The sequence below is a fragment of the Neorhizobium sp. P12A genome (assembly GCF_008365395.1).
Taxonomy (GTDB): domain Bacteria; phylum Pseudomonadota; class Alphaproteobacteria; order Rhizobiales; family Rhizobiaceae; genus Rhizobium.
Genome location: NZ_QOVX01000021.1, coordinates 23,244 through 39,325, shown reverse-complemented (window position 1 = coordinate 39,325; position 16,082 = coordinate 23,244). Strand labels below are relative to the sequence as shown.

The following is a 16,082-nucleotide window of genomic DNA, read 5'->3' as shown; positions in this document are numbered from 1 at the left end:
ACACCTCATGCATCAACACCTGTTCGCTCTCGCACTTGGTGCGCTTCTCGCGACCGTTTCAGGCTGTGCCGGCCACAAGGAGCTGAAGGCGCCCTGTTCGGCGCAAATGAGCCCGAGCTTTTTCTCTTCCGCCGCCTATGCCACTGAAGCCGATTGCGGCCCGCTGATCCGTCAGGACGGCGTCACCAAGTTCTGAAAGCCCAGCTCCCATGGCCAATGACATATTCGATACGCTGTTCGGCAAGGTCGACAGCATGGGAACCTCTGCTGTGCAGAGCATGTACGAGCCGCTCGCCACCTATCTCGGCCCGCTCTTCCTTGCCGCGCTCACCGTCTATGTCGTCTGGTGGGGCTACGAGATGCTGTTCGGTCGGGCGCCGATGACAGCGGGCGCTTTTGTCTGGAAGTTCGGTCGCGCCTTCATCGCCTACAGCCTGATCGTTACCTGGGCGACCTACCAGCCGCTGATCGTCACACCGCTCGTCGAAGCCCCGAATGCTGTCGCAACCGTCGTGTGCGAGGCTGCGGGCGGCGAGGGCTGCGGGACGGGCGGGGCTTCGATGGGCCAGAGCCTTTCCGACATCTGGCATGCCGGCATGGCAGGCGCGTCTGCGGTGGCTGCGCAGGGAGGCGTAACTGCCCTCTGGCTTTATTTCGTTGCCGGCGCAATCATCATATTCGTGCTGATCCTGTGCGCGACTGCGGCGGTGATCCTGATCATGGGCAAGATGACCATGTTCATCCTGCTCGGGATCGGTCCGATCGTCATCTGCTGCGCCCTCTTCAACATCACGTCGGGGGTCGTCGACGGCTGGATCCGATCGCTTGCGACCTATTCGCTGCTGCCGATCCTCGTCTACACCGTGCTTGGCCTGATGACGACCCTGCTCGGAAATACCGTGACCGCGCTTCAATCGGGGGAGCCCACACTCGGAACAGTCACCCCCTTCATCTTCATGTGCTTGGCGACAACCCTGATGTTGAAGGAAGTCGTCGGGCTTGCCGCGGCGATCGCAGGCGGCGGCCCACGTATCGACGGTTCCGCGAGCTCCGGATTGCGCAAGATCGCCGCAGGCACCCATCTGGGCGCGACAGACGCATGGCGTGCCAGCCGGGCGTTGTGGGGCGGGTTTCCCGGAGGGACCCCAACCATTTCGGACGGCAGCGCAGCGGCCGCCCAGGTCATGGCGGCGGCGATCAACGCCCGCAAATGATGTCCAGGAGATTTTGAATGGAAGCAGAAGAGAATACGGGTGCGACGACGTCAACGGCGCTACCGCCCATCGACCCCCGCTACTATCAGGAGGGCGAGCGCTGGGAAATATCCGTCTATCGCTCGGTCGCCGCCTCGCGCGCCGTCTGGCGGGTCGTGGCAATCACGCTCGGCGTTGCTCTCCTCGCCATGATCGGACTGTTATGGGCAACCCTGCCGCTAAAGAGTTTCGACGTCGTCGTGCTCGAAGTCGACAAGACCACCGGCTATGTCGAGGCAAGCCGTCCGCTTTCCGAAGCAGGAGACCTCACCCAGAACGAGGCCGTGACGCGGGCCAATATCGTTCGCTTCATCCGTGCGAGGGAAACCTACGATCCAAAGGGCTTGCGGGATAATTTCGACCTGGCCTCGCTCTATTCGACCGGCAAGGCGGCGCAAGATCTCGCCAATACCTATTCCGGCTCCAATCCCAACAACCCCGTCAAGCTCTATGGCGCGAACACCACGATCTCTGTTGCGATCAAAAGCATCATTTTCCTCAACGAACAGACCGCCGCGGTGCGGTTCTCGACAACCCGAAACGGCCAGACGGGGGCATCTGAAACCGACCATTGGGTCGCCAACGTCCGGTTCAAATACACATCCGAGCCGATGCGCAACGACTGGCGCTTCGACAATCCCTTGGGATTTCAGGTCACCGAATACCGGCGTGATCAGGAAACAGTCAGCTCGACCGAGGATCGCCAGTGATCGAGCATAAGAAATTGATCGCCCAAAAGATAAAGTTGTTTCTCATCGCCACGCTGTTGCTCACTATCGTTGTCTCTCTTGCCAGGGCAGAAAGCCTGCCACAGGCGGTCAAAGCCGATGCGCGGATCCGCACTGTTCCCTTCCAGCAGGACAACATCATCCAGCTCGCCGGGATGATGGGCGTTTCGACCATGATCGTCTTCAACGACGACGAGAAGATCGCAACGGTCGCCATGGGCGACAGCGTCGCGTGGCAGGCCGTGCCCGACCAGTCGCGACAGTACCTGTTCATCAAGCCGCTCGAGCCGAACGCGGTTACGAACATGAATGTCGTGACGTCAAAGCGGGTCTATAACTTCATGCTGACGGGTGCGACGCCCGGCAATACCCGCAATGCCGTCATCAAGCTGCGCTTCGCCTATCCGGACGACGTAGCGAACGCGAGACTCCTGGCCACAGCCAAGGAAATCGCCGCCATGCCGAATATCAAAGCAGCACTCGCCAACTCCGCCGGGCTCAACTACGACTATGGCTACAAAGGTGCTGTCGATAACAGGCCGACCGCCATGTTCGATGACGGCGTCAAGACCTTTTTCCAGTTTTCCGGTGAACTGCCGGCTTTCTTCGCCGTCAAGTCGGACGGCCATGAAAGCCTCGTGAACTTCCGGCGCGAGGGCGACTACATCGTCATCGACAAGGTGGCGGACCAGTGGACCCTGCGCAACGGCGACGTCGCCACTTGTGTCTTCAATCTCAAAAAAACCGGACATCGACAACCCGTCGTCATGGCTGCCGACGACCACTACGGAGGCGGCAATGGCCATTGATTTCGAGGAAGAGGCAAAGATCACCGAAACAGTGGCGCGTCCCACCCGTAGCAAGGGCGGGAAGCTCCTACCCATCCTCCTCGGCTCCGCTGCCCTCGCCATTCTTGGCTACGCCGCCTATGTTTCGTTCGGCGAGCGCGGAACGGGGGCCCGCGATGCGACGCGAGAAGAGTTTAAAACAGCCAGCCGTTCTGGTCATCTGGACCTTGATCCGAGGTCCACGGATCCCAGGCCCACCCCGGAACCGGACGACAACAGACTGGTGATCACTCCACCGCCCGCCGAGGCGGAGCAGAAGGTCCAGCCGGTGGTTATCGCTGCGCCGCCCGTTGACGACGGCGCGGCTCGCCGCGCGGCGGAAGAGCTGGAGCGCGCCAGAAAGGCCGAAGAGCTTCGTCAGGCCCGCCTACGCTCGAACATGCTGGTGGTCGACCAGGCTCAACAGAGAGACGCGGCGGGCTCCCTTATGGGCACGAACGCATCGAACACGACGGCGGATGTCGGGGCGCCAGACGACGATCCGAACCGGAAGTTCGTCGCTGCCATCGGGGCGCAGGATGTAGAGACAGTGAGAGCGACCCGCAACGATCGCATCGATGCGCTGATCCCCCAGGGCACGCTCATCCGCGCCGTCCTCGAAACCGCGATCCAGTCGGATCTTCCCGGCATGGTTCGGGCGGTCATCTCTAGCGACGTGTATTCCTTCGATGGCCGCCGCATCCTGCTGCCGAAGGGCACGATGCTGACCGGCGAATACAAGAGTGGGATCGCCCGCGGCCAGACCCGAGTTTTGATCGTCTGGACACGGGCCCTGCGAGCTGACGGTACTTCGGTTTCGCTCGGCTCCTACGGCGCCGACGATCTTGGCAGGTCTGGCCTGCCGGGTATCGTCGACAAGCACTACCTCGAGCGTTTTGGTGCTGCCGCCGTGCTAAGTCTCGTCGGCGGCGTTTCATCCTTCATTGCCGGCCTCAATACTGATGGCAGCAGTTCGACGTCATCGTCGTCCTCGTCCACTGCGTCCGACGCGCAGACCCAGGCGCAGCAGACCATCTCACAAACCATGGCCGAGATGGCAAACACTGCCTTGAAAGATTCGATCAATATTCCACCGACCATCTATGTCGATCAGGGAACCCAGATCGTCGTCTTCGTGCGCCGCGATCTCGATTTCTCCACGCTCTATCCCGATCCCGTGAAGGAGGCCGTCAATGAGCTTCGCCGCGCCCAGTTTTCCGGAAAGAGGCGCTGAAGGCGCGTCGCTTTGGCAATCCCTTCCGATCTTCTTCCGGCAGGTCGCGCAACCCATTCGCTCCCTGCTGGAGGATCCTGCCGTCATTGAGATCATGTGCAATTGTCCCGGAGAAGTCTGGGTCGAGCGCGCCGACCAGGCAAGAATGGTCCGGCATACGGTAGCTAGCCTCGACGAACGGGCGATCCGCGGCCTCGCCCAGATGATCGCCGGCTCCACCCAGCAAAGTGTCAACGAAGAGACGCCGCTGCTATCGGCAGCCATGCCCCACGGCGAGCGGTTTCAGGCGGTGCTGGCCCCGGTTGCAGCCGCCGGCGGCGCTTTTGCGATCCGCAAGCAGGTCATCCGCGACATAAGCCTCGACGACTATATCGCGCTTGGCGGTTTCGACAGCGTTCGTGTGTCCGGCCCGGCCGGAGCCATCGCCGATCTTTCCGACCTCGACCGCGAGCTGGTCGGGCGTCTGGTCGATCCTTCGCCGACGGCACGGCGCGACTGGTTCCGATTCGCCGTCGAAAACCGCGTCACTCTGCTGATTTCCGGCGGCACCTCCTCGGGCAAGACCACGTTCTTTAACGGTCTGCTGAAGGATGTCCCGCTCTGGGAACGGCTCATCTCCATCGAGGACACGCGCGAACTTAGGCCGCCCCATCAGAACACGCTGGCGCTGATCGCCTCCAAGGGCGGGCAGGGCAGAGCGAAGACCACCATCCAGGACTGCCTCGAGGCCGCCTTGCGCCTGCGGCCCGATCGCATCTTCATGGGCGAGATTCGCGGCGCGGAAGCGTTCTCGTTCCTGCAGGCAGTCAATACCGGCCATCCCGGTTCGATGTCGACGCTGCATGCCGACAATCCCCTCGGCGCCTATGAGCGTCTGGCGATGGCAACCATGCAGGCTGGCCTTGGCCTTTCCAAGGCCGAGCTTCTCGAATTCGTCCGGTTTGTCGCGCCGGTCGTGGTGCAGATCAGCCGCGATCCGGTCACCATGAAGCGTGGTGTCACGGAGATCTACTTCAACAAATGGTCGGCATCATGAAGCGCTATGAAAAGATCGTTCTGATCGTCGCCGGTCCATTCCTTGCCGCTGCTGCCCTATTCTTCGCATGGTCCACCAACTATGCGGCGGCCAGCTTCTTCCTCCTGAGAAGCACGACGATGTGGAGGAGTTTTACGACTGACGACCTGTTGATGCCGGTCAAGCAGGCCTGGGTCTACCTGGGAAACCCGAAAGTACGCAGTCTGATCGGCGTGGCCGCGATCGCGACGCTGATCGAGGCAGGCGTCACCACCGGCGGCATTCTGCTTTTGATCTTCCGTCCCTGGGAGGTCCGCCCACCGGGCGAGGGTTCGCGCTTCGCAACGCTGAAGGATCTGGAAAAGAGCGGCTTGACCCAGGGCGACCCCGGAAAATCCATCCTGCTCGGCACCTTCGGCAAGGGTAAGAAGGCTATCGACATCCGCTACAGCGGCGACAGCCATTTCTTCGTCAACGGTCCGTCGCGTTCCGGCAAGGGCAGGGGGTTCGTGATGACAAACCTGCTCGAATATCGGGGCTCGGTGGTCGTTCTCGATGTGAAGCTGGAGAACTTTGCGCTGACCGGCGCGGCCCGCCTCGCGATGGGCCAGAAATGTTTCGTCTTCGCGCCGGGATCAAAGAATTCGCACCGTTGGAACCCATTGGATTTTGTGCGGGACTGGCCGGAGCGCTCGACCGACCTCATCAATCTCGCAACCACCCTACTGCCGATCGGCGAGAAGGAGGAGGGCTACTGGAAGCAGACGGCCCGCGGCCTGATGGCTTCGTTGATCGGCTACGTTCTCGAGTCCAGGACGATGGAGGGGCGGCGGCACCTGCGCTCGGTCCTGCGATTGTTCTCAATGGGCAAGCCATTCTCCGACGTGCTTGAAACAATCATCGCGGGCGAACCCGAGCTGAACGATTTTATCCTCGCCGGTTTCCGGCAGCATCTTGGACGTGACGAGGATCAGCGACCGTCTTTCGAGGGACACATCGTGACAGTGCTCGGGCCTTTCAACAATCTGCTGATGGCCGAGGCCTGTGCGGCGAGCGACTTCGATATCCGCGATCTCAGGCGCAGGCCGTTTTCGTTGTTTATCGCCAGTCCCGTGTCGGATTTCGGGACGGTGGAACCGCTGATCCGTCTCCTGATCCAGCAGATCCACGATGTCATGCTGCGTCGGCTGCCAAGCCCAGAAGAGCCGCACAAGATCCTGATGATGCTCGACGAGTTCTACCAGTTCGAGCGTCTTCCAGAGATCGTCAAACGGGCGCCGTTGGTGGCGGGATACGGTTTGACCATCGCGCTCGTTGCCCAGAACATCCCGCAGATCGACGAGCGTTATGGCCAGAGGACCCGCGATGCCTTGATCGGCAACATGGACATAAAGCTCTTCATTGCCGTTGGCGACGAGACCACCGCGCGTTTCGTCTCCACCCATCTGGGCCGGAAATATGAGGAGCGGGAAGGGTGGGGGCGAAATCGAGGCGTGCTGAGCTCGAAGACGGCATCGCAGGGGCGTTTCGAGCTCGTTCCACTGATGGATCCCGATGCGGTCCAGCGCCTTGATGATGAGAAAACGATCCTGCAGATCCGTAGCGGTTATGGCGCCATTCTCAATAAGATGAACTTCTACACCCAGGACAGGTTCATCGCCCGGCGCCGGCAGGTCGAGGCCTATGCCAGGGATCTGTCCATTCCCGAGATACCGTTGCAGGTGGAATGGCCATTGTTTGAGGCAAGGCCGAGGGCATCAGATCCGGACATGACGCAAAAAGTCGCGCGGTTTGTAACTGTCGGCCCCGATCATGATGATATTGTCCTAATGCGGGCACGTGGGGTCTTTTCCGAGCCCGCGAGCCTCATGCACGCCTATAGACAGGCGATTATCTCGGCTGACGATCAGGCAGTCGCCGACCTCTTATTCCGGCTGAGAACCGCGCCAGACACCATCGGTGCGCTGCATGGCAACCGGAGCAGACTAGACACAACAGCACGCCAAGCCCGCACCGCTGCGCTGGACGCAGTATGGCCCTTGCGAGACGCGATCACCGCCGCGCGGTGGGCCGCGATTGCCGCGCGTCTCGAACGGACTACGAATGGGGCGGAGCTCTACTTTTCTTCAGGAATGCCGCTGCCCGGCGTTCCGATCGCCGAGGAAACCGAAGACGACGAAGACAATCGGCTGCAAGTGTTTTTCCAGGATGGAAGCACCGTCCTCGCCGAGATCGAAGAATTTTTAGGGGATGAGATCGATGCCGGCCGAGCTGGAGACGCGAGCGCGTTGTCGCGTGCACTCACGAATCTCCGGACCCGCTATGAACAATCGATGAGCGAACCGGAAGAGGTGAAGGAATTACGGTTGGCGGATGTCGCGACCGCCAAACAAAGCCCTTGAGCGAAGTCGGAAGGAGAAACCCATGCGCCGGTATCGGATCGACGGGATCGAACTTGCGGAGGACGCGCCGGAACTGGCGGCGGCGCTCGCGGACGCTTTTGCTCGCAAGCTCCGGCCGCTCTGCTTTGCAGGCCTGATGGCGTTGCAATGTATATCGCCCGCTTCGACGGACAGCATCTTATCAAGCGTATGCCCTCTTCGGGAGGGAGCCATGATCCCTCCTGCGGCGCCTATCAGCCTCCGCACGAGCTGTCCGGGCTGGGCTCCCTGATCGGGGATGCCATTCGGATCGATGAAGAGAAGGGTGTCGCAGCGCTAAGGCTGGATTTTCCGCTGGCAAAGACCGGCTCTCGGCCAGCGCGCGTGGCGGAACCGTCCCTCTCCGATACCGTGAAAAACGCCAGCAAGCGGCTCTCCCTGCGCGCTCTGCTCCATTATCTGTGGCACGAGGGCGAACTGACCGAATGGACGGCCGCCTGGGCGGGCAAGCGAGGCTGGGGTCGCGTGCGCGCCAGCCTGATCGAGGCAGCCCGAAGGATGACCGTCAGCAGCGGGTCGTTCTCCGAGGTTCTGTTCGTGCCGGAGGTGTTTCATCCGGAGGAAAAATCGGCGATCGCGGCCCGGAGGGCAATGACTCTGGGTGTCCTCGCAAACAGCGGAACCGGAAAACGCAAGCTCATGGTTCTTGTCGGGGAGGTCAAGGAGTTTGCCGAGGCGCGAAGCGGCCGCCGCCTGGTCGTCAAGCATATGCCGGATTATCAACTGGTGATCGAGGAAGAAACATGGAAGCGGCTGAAGAAGATCTTTGCCAACGAGTTCGCCTTCTGGAATGCCGATCCGGCCCTTCACATCGTCACCATTTTGACCTTCGGTCTCAACGCGGCTGGGCTCGCTGTGGTCGAGGAGATGGCGCTCATGATCACCACCGAAAACTGGATTCCCTTCGAGACGGCGCACGAACGGCAATTGCTCGAACGCCTGGCTCGCCTGCGCCGTAAAAGCGTGAAAGGTCTGCGCTTCAATTTGTCACCCGACAAGCCGGTGGTCAGCGTCACCCTACCGGAGCCGCGGCCGGATCCCGTTGCAATGTTCATCGTGCCGGCGGATGCCGACGAGGCTTACGAGGTCGCACTCCTTGGTATGATCGATGCGCGGCCGGAAATGCGAACATGGATTTGGCATGTGGGTGAGGGGGACATGCCAATGATGCCGTAAAGGAGTGTCACGCTGACGAGATGCTCCAGTACAATTTCGAGCGAGGTGACTCGGTATATTTGCGATATGAAGACGATAAGATATCGAAACCAGGAGGCCATAATGGTGGCGATGCCTCGGTCGAATATGGAAAGCCGCCCTCGGCCGAGGAGGCAAGACCGGCACGCAGCGAATGGCCCGAGAATTTTGCCGCGTGCTCACCTTGCTAAGATCGCCTCTGGTCCGCAAGCTGACACAACCCAATCGCCATCGCCGTTGGACACTACGCTTTGCACCCTAATGCCCGGACCGGGCGACCATTTTGGTTTCGTACGCATACTCGTCATAGCTGCGTGGCTATCAACGATTTCTAACCACACAAAGTGAGGAAGACCCCGTTAAATGCAAAACGATAGCGACAAACCCGGAAGCCACTTCACGATGATGACTGCTCCGGCGTTGCCTCTACCGAGCCGCCGGCTGCGGGCCGATCCTGCAAGCGCTGTCCGGGCATAGTCTGGCATCCGAAGGATGCGCCGCTGGTGGCGCACCCTCAACGCCAAAAAGCGCAACTTCCCCGATTACTCTGGAATCCAGGTTTCGTTGGTCACACCCTTCGATCCTCCGTAGCTCCAGACCCCTTCCCAATTGCCGTTTGACTGTTCGTAATAGACGGCGATCCCGTACGAGTCCTTGCTGACATATCCAACGGAGATGCCGGTATCATCGGCAGTAGCGTGGCCGGACTCGATGTCATGCCCATCGAAGCGGGAACCCAAGCCGGTGCCAACGGATTCGGTCCCGCCAATATTCCAAACGACTTTATAGGTCGCGCCGGTGCGGGTAATTTTCACAGTACCTGTATAAGTGCTGCCATCATCGGCATTCTTGCCTACGACCTTGAAAGTTCCTGTCGGATCTGCCAGCGCGATACCCGGCAGAATCAAAAGGGTGCATGCAGAAATAATTGTGCGAATATACATATTTCCCTTTCTTTGGATGTGTCGACCCTCATCGACCTGGGAAATATATCAGAAGCACCTTTCTGCACGATGAATCGGCCTTTCCTCTTGCGCCCGCTGGACCATGGAGAACCGCGTGAATTTTTTCTATCTTCATTGAGGAGACTGCCACTTGAGTGTGGCCTTCCGCTGACGGATGTGTCTCGATAGGATCTGTCGTTTTGGCATGTAATCGTAAGAATGCGCCCGTTCCGGCGGGTCACGGAAATCATTCAGTCCGACTGTCGGACCGAACTCTAACCCGCGGCGCTAGGTCGGCTGCTAGAACGCGCCTCGGTTTGTCAATCTGCTGACGTCCTTTCCATCGCGTCTCGTATCTGGTCAATTTTTCCGTTGGTGGCGCCGACACCGAGGATGTTTTTGGCTTCCGAGAGAGCGGCGGGGCTGATGGTGCCTGATTTCGTCGACGACGCCAGGGCTCTCGCCAGCGCCTGATCGCCGAGCGCCGGATCGAGCGCGGAAGGCTCGGTGCCATTGTCGATTTCATAGCGGGCGTAGGCGACGGCATAGGCGGAGATTGCCGTCATCTTGGGATCGGATGAGTTCATATACGCCCGATAGTTCCGATTTAGAGAGTTCAGACCCGCAAGCTGCGCGTGAAGGCTTTTATCCTTCGTCGGCTTTTCCGTCTTTACAGTCTTGGAAGAAGAGTCGTCGTCCGCGTCGTCATTATCCTGGGCGCTTTTTCGAGACTGAAGACTGCCCCGTACGGAGTTGTCGTTCTGGCTGTGCTGGCTACTATTTCCGTTGCTGCCACCGTTGCCGTTGCTACCACCGTTCCCGTGACCATTTCCGCCACCGTTCCCCCCTCCATTTCCACCATCCTTGGCCAGAGCGACGGTGTCAAACCCGACGATAACGGTCGAGCTGGCGGCGAAAGCGAGGGTGAGGACGGCCACAGATGCCAAGGTAAACCGACGCATAGATTTTCTCCCGTTCGAAGAAGCAAAAGCATGGAAGCGTGTCGTGAACACGCGATCGAATCTGATGTTAAGCTAGGCGACCGATTACCAATTGCACATTGGGCTCCAGTCGGACGCGAGACGGACTAAGGTCCTGTGAGTGCATGATGGTTACCCTAGGAAGACACGCGGCCGGCTCACCCCGTTTCCTTCGATGCGGCGGCAAAACCAACTTCGGTGAGCGTATAGAATCCAACGCGATCAGGGTATTTCTTCATCGGGCAGGTTTTGATGAATCCACGAGCAAGAAGCCGTTCCTCGGTATCCGGTCCACAGTTTCGAAGTTCGCCGGTCGGCACTTTCGAATTGCGGCCCTTCCCATACAATTGTCGTAAAACGCCTTTCTCCCGCGCATCCAGAGGTAGACACCGAACTACTTTCGTACGGGCCGGAGCACTTTTTTTAGTCAACTGTCCCGAGGAGTGATGAACTTTCGGATTCGCTTTCGACGCTTCGATAAGTGCTTCAAGGTCCTCGGGAAGAAAGAACATTGCTTTTCCGATGGTGTGATACGCACCCACTCCGCGGGCGCGCTCTCGGAGTGTTCGTTCGGAGATGATTATCCCCTTGGATTGAAATACCGCGACCACCTGGGCAGGCGTCATCACTTCCGAAAGCTTTTCAAACGGGCTGGTCATTCAAATTTTCGCGCATGTTTCGATTGAATCGTTAACTGACTCGCGCATAGCATCTTCGACATGCCCTTAGGATTCAGGGAACGGCCTCGAATTTTTCCGAGGTGCCATGTCCATCTGGATTCGGATACAGCGAAAAGTTTAAATCCCTTGTCGCAATGGTGTTTCGACCAGACGTCCCAGCGGCGAGGGATTTCGATTAAGTCTCAGTAGTTTCCTCGAACGAGTCGGCGGTGAGCTAACCCGCGGTAGTTGCCAAACCAATGGATCAAAGCAGCCGGGATTCGCGCAAACGTCGACCCGGGCCACCAACAATGGATTTTAATATCCAGTTCCGCCATCGCGCACCCTGGGAAAGGGGAGACAAAAAGAACCCCGCACAAGGGCGGGGTAAGAGCAAGCATTCCAGCAGGTGGGCCGGTGGGTAGTCGGCCCGCGCGAAGAATGCCCGCTTTTGGCGAAATTTCAAGTGGCATACTCGCCAACTTGAATTACGGGCGGCGAGCGTTCAGCTGATCGTGGCAGTCCGCGCCAAATGAGTAACTGCATCTCGTCTCGCAAACCTTGTTTATAGAAATGAATGATTGAGGCCGCGATAACCTCTTCCTTTTCGCTTCCCCGCTCGATGCTCAACTCTTCGCGGACAATATCGAATACCTTCTGGCAACGATCGAGATCCTCCGAAAAGAGCGGAAGATCAGATGGATGAATATATCGCCTCAACATGCCCGCCCCCCGTTACGACAGGTGAGAGTGAGGGGATCGCTGCCACAACGCAATACTTCCCCCGAGGCAGCGACCCTTGGTCCCCTGGCGATAGGAAGAGAAATAGTGCGGGCGGGAGTTCGGAAAATCATCCAGACGAGCTATCGGACCGAAGTCTGGCCATGGGGTGAGGGCCGTGGCTGAGAGCGAGCGAAATGTATTCCTTCCGTTCGCTTATCGTTCTCGATGTCGCGTCTAGGACTAATTTAGGCATTCTGGGAGGTTTGTAGCGGACAGCGAGAGCTGCGGCAGTCGGAGCCCGCAGAGGGGTACAAAGCGGGCTCCGACGAGGCCGGTAAGTTGTTCTCCAGCGAGAACTAACAACGGCCTGTACAGCCATAGCTCACAGACGCGGGTTATTGCCAATCAATTCCGCGGCGGCTGCCAGCTGGTGGCGCCACCTATGACCAAAAAGAGACCCAAGGAAGCGACGGGCCAACGTCAGTTGTCGGTAATATCATGGGCGACATTGTCGAATTCCCCCGCCGGCTCTTCAATTGCATGCTTCAACAGAATCCGCACGGTGCTGAGCCTCATATCAGCCTCCGCGTCTTCGGAATCTTCTTCCCCAAGTATCGCGAGGGCAGCCTCAAGGCGTTGGTACACTTCAGATTTCGTCAGTTTCATCGTTTCACCTCTCTGTGAAGCAGAATATCGCTATCAAACGGCGAATGTCACAATCAGAGCGGCTGGGTTGATCGGCATCTTTAGCCATATGCATTCCCCGACAACATTCGGCACGCGAGTTTTCCGCTAGACGAGCCAGGCACTCGCGGTGATGCTGGCGGAAACAAGGGCGCCTGGCTCTGCTTGCAAAGGAATACAAGCTATTCCCAACCTGCCGGCGCTCAGATTGTTCCCGAGCATCCGCGCGGGAAGCAAGGGGCGGTGAGCCAGGCTCTCCTCGGGATGGAACAGCGATGATCGAGCCTGGCTCTGCTCACATTGGGATGTAAGCGATAATCAAAGCTCTGCTGGGCGGGAAAGTTCCGTCACCACGTATAGGGGTGGGGCTACCTGAGCCGAAAGCACTTTTCGGCCAGGCGGATCAGTAACAGACTGGTCACAATCCACGCCACGAGATCGATGGGCAACGCTATCAGGTAGTATTTGTTTACGAAGACCGCCGCCACGAAGGTCGCTTTCGCCAAAAGCAGAGCCGGCACGCCGGTCAACGCGAAGATGAGCACACCCCAGAACATCGGCTTGAGATAATCCTCGTACATAGCGGCTCGCCTTGGGCAAGATCTGGTAACTTCTGAATAGTCAGTTCTTAATCTAATACGCGTAGTTTTATCGCTCATAATACAATTTTTCGATGAATAAATACGGTCGACTGCAAGCCACTTCTGGTCGGCCGTGGCCGGAGACGGAGCTGACAGAATGCCATGTTCTCTGCATAAGGTCCGTGTTGCCCTGTGGATGTTGACCATATTGGCGTATTCCGCAACATATTCGTTGATAAATTTGTCTGGCTTTCCCGTTGATTATAGCTCCTTCGCACCTCTGGTGGCGGGAATGGGGCTGGGCGCTGTATTCATCAGCGCCTACTGCTCTGCGAGAGACATGCCGCGGCTTCGAAGCATTGGAGAATGTGCGTTCCTTGGCGTTCTCTTGACGGTGCCAGTCGTTATTTCCACATATCTAGCAGCGTGGATCGCGATGCCTCTGGCAGATGCTAGGCTGTCGAGCATGGACTCTGCACTCGGTTTTTCTTGGTTCGGCTTCATTCATTTTGTGGATTCGGTACCGTGGCTAGCGTTTACGCTCGGAATTGCCTACCAATCATTTGCTTTCCAACTTCTGGGTCTGCCAATATTGCTTGCAGCTATCGGGCGTGCCGAGCGCGCTTATGCCATGGTGGTTTCCTATGCGCTAATTTGTTTTGTCTCTAGCATTATTTCGACTTGGTTCCCTGCGCTGGGGACATACGTCACGTATGGCGTTCATCAGAGAGACCTCCACAATATTGACGCTCACTTCGCATTTTTCTTTCTCGATCAATTCAATGCCGTACGAAATGCCCCACGCTTCCTTTTTACATTTAGCCAGGCTGCGGGCATTGTCACGTTCCCGTCCGTGCACGCTGGTGTAGCCGCTCTTTGCGGCTGGGCAGTTTGGAAAGTGCCGGTGATTAGGTACCCGATTGTGCTGTTGAACGTATTTATGGCCGCTGCGGCAATCTCGAACGCAAACCACTATCTTGTTGATGTCATCGCTGGTGGGTTGATTGCCGCTCTGTGCATCTCATCGGTGAAGGTCCTGGTCAGAGAGGCAGCGCCAACTGTCAAAGGATACGAGTTGTCCCACGCTGAGTAAGCACATTGTTGGCTTTTTTTGAGCGGTCGCCATGAAGAGTCGGCTCACCCACACGCCCAAGTACGGGCATAAGCACCTCGGTTTCTAAAAAGCCGTTAATTTGGTGTCGCCACCCCATCGCATATTCCCCAGAGGTGGCGACTTACTCTCAGTCTCTCCAGACAAGCTAGTACATAGGCCGGTGCGCGGTCGGGGAAATTCCCCAGTCGGGTGATGCCCTGAAGCGACAGTAGCAATCGTTCTGAAGTTCTTGGGGCAACCCCGCCCGTGAAAACGAGCCAGGCACTCGGGGTGATGCTGGTGGAACAAGGGCGCCTGGCTCTGCTTACATGGGGACACGTAAGCATTAATTTAATTTCCAGCGTGAAGGAAAGTTCCCAATCGACTCGACTCTTCGACCGATCTCTGTTGCACTTCGAGACATGACAAAGGTTCCGCGTAAGTCATCCCAACCGCTCCTTCGCAACACCGACGCTCCGCTGCGCAGTCGGCCGCGCAGACCGCTCGATCTGGATCAACCGCAACTTCAATTCGATCCAATGCCCGACAGGATCGAGCCATGCTTAGCGGTGTTGAAGCCAAAAGTGCCGATCGGGCCGGATTGGCTCTACGAGATCAAGTGGGACGGCTATCGGCTAGCGGTGCACGTTGAGCCGAGTAGCGTCCGGATCATCACCCCCGGCGGGCACGACTGGACCGATCGCTTCCCCTCGATTGCCGAAGAGGCGGCCTCGATCGGAACGACGGCTATCCTGGACGGCGAGGCGGTCGTGCTCGATGAGCAGGGCCGATCAGATTTCGGCGCCCTGCAGCAGGCCCTCGGCGGACGGAGCGGAGAGCGTCACGCATCGAAAGCCGTGTTTTTTGCCTTCGATCTGCTTTACTTCGATGGTCATGACGTCTCGTGGATGGACCTGAGCGACCGCCGGCACATGCTTGAAGGTTTGTTGAAGGATCGTGCCGGCGGTATTCGGCTTTCGGAAGAATTCGAAGGCGATGGGCAGGCGCTCTTTGATGCCGCCTGCGAGCACGGCCTGGAAGGTGTCATCGCAAAGCGGCGTGATGCGCCCTACCGATCTGGCCGTCTCGGCGATTGGGTCAAGGTCAAGTGCATCCAGAGCGACAGCTTCTTCATCGTCGGCTATGAGCCGTCGACCGCGGCACTCGGTGGCATCGGCCGGCTGTTGCTGGCCGCTTATCGAGGTGACGAGCTCGTTTATGTCGGCGGGGTAGGGACCGGCTTCAAAGAGCGAGCGACGATCAAGCTCCCCGCCGATCTCGACAGTTTGAAGACGGTGACACCACCGATCAATTTGAAGAGGAAGGGCGTCGTGTGGGTTCAACCGACGCTCATCGCCGAGATCGAGTACCGAGCCTGGACGGATGATGGCAAGCTTCGCCATGCCTCCTACAAGGGGTTGAGGGAAAAACAGGATAACGCGGCGGTTTTTCAGATCGCTAGCGGATGATCCCGTTATGAGCCATCAGCCGATCGTAATAGTCTTCCGTCTTAACGCCGCTACTCGTGGGTCTGTCTCGTAGCCTTGATGTGGCAATAGCCGTTGGCACACACGCGGGCCGTGCCCGCTCCATTGCCAGAAACCTTGTTTCAGACCATTCGCCTCGTAGCGGATGCGCCCGACGGGGATCTGCCGATCCCATCCTTGGAAATCTGTCTTCCAGCTGTCGCGGTCGGCTTCATCCGGCCAAGTCTTGCGCCAACGAT

The 16,082-nt window shown here is 58.5% G+C and carries 16 protein-coding genes; 10 read left to right on the top strand and 6 right to left on the bottom strand.

The annotated features are described in order from the left end of the window. Nucleotides 1-7 precede the first annotated feature (7 nt). The 8 genes from DTW90_RS31155 (at nt 8) to DTW90_RS31120 (ending at nt 8,674) form a co-directional block, all read left to right on the top strand. Nucleotides 8-196: a hypothetical protein gene (locus DTW90_RS31155; RefSeq protein WP_149343402.1), complete on the top strand. Its 189-nt coding sequence runs from the start codon at nt 8-10 to the stop codon at nt 194-196. A 13-nt stretch (nt 197-209) separates the two neighbouring features. After that, the gene (locus DTW90_RS31150; RefSeq protein ID WP_132527613.1) at nt 210-1,214 is read left to right on the top strand and encodes a type IV secretion system protein; all 1,005 of its coding nucleotides are present in this window, start codon (nt 210-212) and stop codon (nt 1,212-1,214) included. A 17-nt stretch (nt 1,215-1,231) separates the two neighbouring features. Next, nucleotides 1,232-1,963 (top strand): type IV secretion system protein, encoded by a 732-nt coding sequence (locus DTW90_RS31145; protein WP_149343400.1) that lies wholly within the window; start codon nt 1,232-1,234, stop codon nt 1,961-1,963. Then, a complete protein-coding gene (locus DTW90_RS31140; protein WP_245513103.1) occupies nt 1,960-2,790 on the top strand; it encodes a TrbG/VirB9 family P-type conjugative transfer protein in 831 nt (276 codons plus the stop codon). Before DTW90_RS31145 ends, DTW90_RS31140 begins: the two co-directional genes overlap by 4 nt. Further along, on the top strand, nt 2,780-4,042 hold the full coding sequence (gene virB10 / locus DTW90_RS31135) for a type IV secretion system protein VirB10 (RefSeq protein ID WP_132527609.1): 1,263 nt from the start codon (nt 2,780-2,782) through the stop codon (nt 4,040-4,042). The genes DTW90_RS31140 and virB10 overlap by 11 nt, the downstream gene beginning before the upstream one ends. Beyond that, complete coding sequence (gene virB11, locus DTW90_RS31130) at nt 4,002-5,078, top strand: P-type DNA transfer ATPase VirB11 (protein WP_246665122.1); 1,077 nt, start codon at nt 4,002-4,004, stop codon at nt 5,076-5,078. The genes virB10 and virB11 overlap by 41 nt, the downstream gene beginning before the upstream one ends. Continuing rightward, nucleotides 5,063-7,459 (top strand): type IV secretory system conjugative DNA transfer family protein, encoded by a 2,397-nt coding sequence (locus DTW90_RS31125; protein ID WP_246665121.1) that lies wholly within the window; start codon nt 5,063-5,065, stop codon nt 7,457-7,459. The genes virB11 and DTW90_RS31125 overlap by 16 nt, the downstream gene beginning before the upstream one ends. A 147-nt stretch (nt 7,460-7,606) precedes the next feature. Further along, entirely contained in the window at nt 7,607-8,674 is a 1,068-nt protein-coding gene (locus DTW90_RS31120; protein ID WP_149343399.1) for a DUF1173 domain-containing protein, read from the top strand. Between the two features lie 560 nt (nt 8,675-9,234). Here the strand turns inward: DTW90_RS31120 and DTW90_RS31115 are convergent. The 6 genes from DTW90_RS31115 to DTW90_RS31090 form a co-directional block, all read right to left on the bottom strand. Beyond that, nucleotides 9,235-9,636, bottom strand: coding sequence for a hypothetical protein (locus DTW90_RS31115; RefSeq protein WP_149343397.1), 402 nt, complete (start codon nt 9,634-9,636; stop codon nt 9,235-9,237). Nucleotides 9,637-9,956: 320 nt separating this feature from the next. Next, nucleotides 9,957-10,598, bottom strand: coding sequence for a hypothetical protein (locus DTW90_RS31110; protein ID WP_149343395.1), 642 nt, complete (start codon nt 10,596-10,598; stop codon nt 9,957-9,959). Nucleotides 10,599-10,774: 176 nt separating this feature from the next. After that, nucleotides 10,775-11,275, bottom strand: a complete 501-nt coding sequence (locus DTW90_RS31105; RefSeq protein ID WP_132527601.1) for a hypothetical protein — start codon at nt 11,273-11,275, stop codon at nt 10,775-10,777. Nucleotides 11,276-11,737: 462 nt separating this feature from the next. Further along, nucleotides 11,738-11,998, bottom strand: a complete 261-nt coding sequence (locus tag DTW90_RS31100) for a hypothetical protein (protein ID WP_246665120.1) — start codon at nt 11,996-11,998, stop codon at nt 11,738-11,740. Nucleotides 11,999-12,478: 480 nt separating this feature from the next. After that, nucleotides 12,479-12,664: a hypothetical protein gene (locus tag DTW90_RS31095; protein ID WP_132527593.1), complete on the bottom strand. Its 186-nt coding sequence runs from the start codon at nt 12,662-12,664 to the stop codon at nt 12,479-12,481. 386 nt (nt 12,665-13,050) lie between these two features. Continuing rightward, complete coding sequence (locus DTW90_RS31090; RefSeq protein ID WP_132527591.1) at nt 13,051-13,263, bottom strand: hypothetical protein; 213 nt, start codon at nt 13,261-13,263, stop codon at nt 13,051-13,053. Nucleotides 13,264-13,729: 466 nt separating this feature from the next. Here DTW90_RS31090 and DTW90_RS31085 point away from each other — a divergent pair, with 466 nt between their 5' ends. Continuing rightward, nucleotides 13,730-14,356, top strand: a complete 627-nt coding sequence (locus DTW90_RS31085; protein WP_188080111.1) for a phosphatase PAP2 family protein — start codon at nt 13,730-13,732, stop codon at nt 14,354-14,356. A 422-nt stretch (nt 14,357-14,778) separates the two neighbouring features. Beyond that, nucleotides 14,779-15,825 carry a non-homologous end-joining DNA ligase gene (gene ligD / locus DTW90_RS31080; protein WP_149343391.1) on the top strand — a complete coding sequence of 349 codons (1,047 nt, stop codon included), beginning with the start codon at nt 14,779-14,781 and terminating at the stop codon, nt 15,823-15,825. The last annotated feature ends 257 nt before the right edge of the window (nt 15,826-16,082 follow it).

What these genes read in the sequence shown, in the direction of transcription:
- DTW90_RS31100 (WP_246665120.1), bottom strand. Translation starts at nt 11,998, where the DNA reads ATGTTGAGGCGATATATTCATCCATCTGATCTTCCGCTCTTTTCGGAG.
- DTW90_RS31085 (WP_188080111.1), top strand. Translation starts at nt 13,730, where the DNA reads ATGGACTCTGCACTCGGTTTTTCTTGGTTCGGCTTCATTCATTTTGTG.
- DTW90_RS31095 (WP_132527593.1), bottom strand. Translation starts at nt 12,664, where the DNA reads ATGAAACTGACGAAATCTGAAGTGTACCAACGCCTTGAGGCTGCCCTC.
- DTW90_RS31150 (WP_132527613.1), top strand. Translation starts at nt 210, where the DNA reads ATGGCCAATGACATATTCGATACGCTGTTCGGCAAGGTCGACAGCATG.
- DTW90_RS31125 (WP_246665121.1), top strand. Translation starts at nt 5,063, where the DNA reads ATGGTCGGCATCATGAAGCGCTATGAAAAGATCGTTCTGATCGTCGCC.
- DTW90_RS31105 (WP_132527601.1), bottom strand. Translation starts at nt 11,275, where the DNA reads ATGACCAGCCCGTTTGAAAAGCTTTCGGAAGTGATGACGCCTGCCCAG.
- virB11 (WP_246665122.1), top strand. Translation starts at nt 4,002, where the DNA reads ATGAGCTTCGCCGCGCCCAGTTTTCCGGAAAGAGGCGCTGAAGGCGCG.
- virB10 (WP_132527609.1), top strand. Translation starts at nt 2,780, where the DNA reads ATGGCCATTGATTTCGAGGAAGAGGCAAAGATCACCGAAACAGTGGCG.
- DTW90_RS31090 (WP_132527591.1), bottom strand. Translation starts at nt 13,263, where the DNA reads ATGTACGAGGATTATCTCAAGCCGATGTTCTGGGGTGTGCTCATCTTC.
- DTW90_RS31110 (WP_149343395.1), bottom strand. Translation starts at nt 10,598, where the DNA reads ATGCGTCGGTTTACCTTGGCATCTGTGGCCGTCCTCACCCTCGCTTTC.
- ligD (WP_149343391.1), top strand. Translation starts at nt 14,779, where the DNA reads ATGACAAAGGTTCCGCGTAAGTCATCCCAACCGCTCCTTCGCAACACC.
- DTW90_RS31120 (WP_149343399.1), top strand. Translation starts at nt 7,607, where the DNA reads ATGTATATCGCCCGCTTCGACGGACAGCATCTTATCAAGCGTATGCCC.
- DTW90_RS31155 (WP_149343402.1), top strand. Translation starts at nt 8, where the DNA reads ATGCATCAACACCTGTTCGCTCTCGCACTTGGTGCGCTTCTCGCGACC.
- DTW90_RS31115 (WP_149343397.1), bottom strand. Translation starts at nt 9,636, where the DNA reads ATGTATATTCGCACAATTATTTCTGCATGCACCCTTTTGATTCTGCCG.
- DTW90_RS31145 (WP_149343400.1), top strand. Translation starts at nt 1,232, where the DNA reads ATGGAAGCAGAAGAGAATACGGGTGCGACGACGTCAACGGCGCTACCG.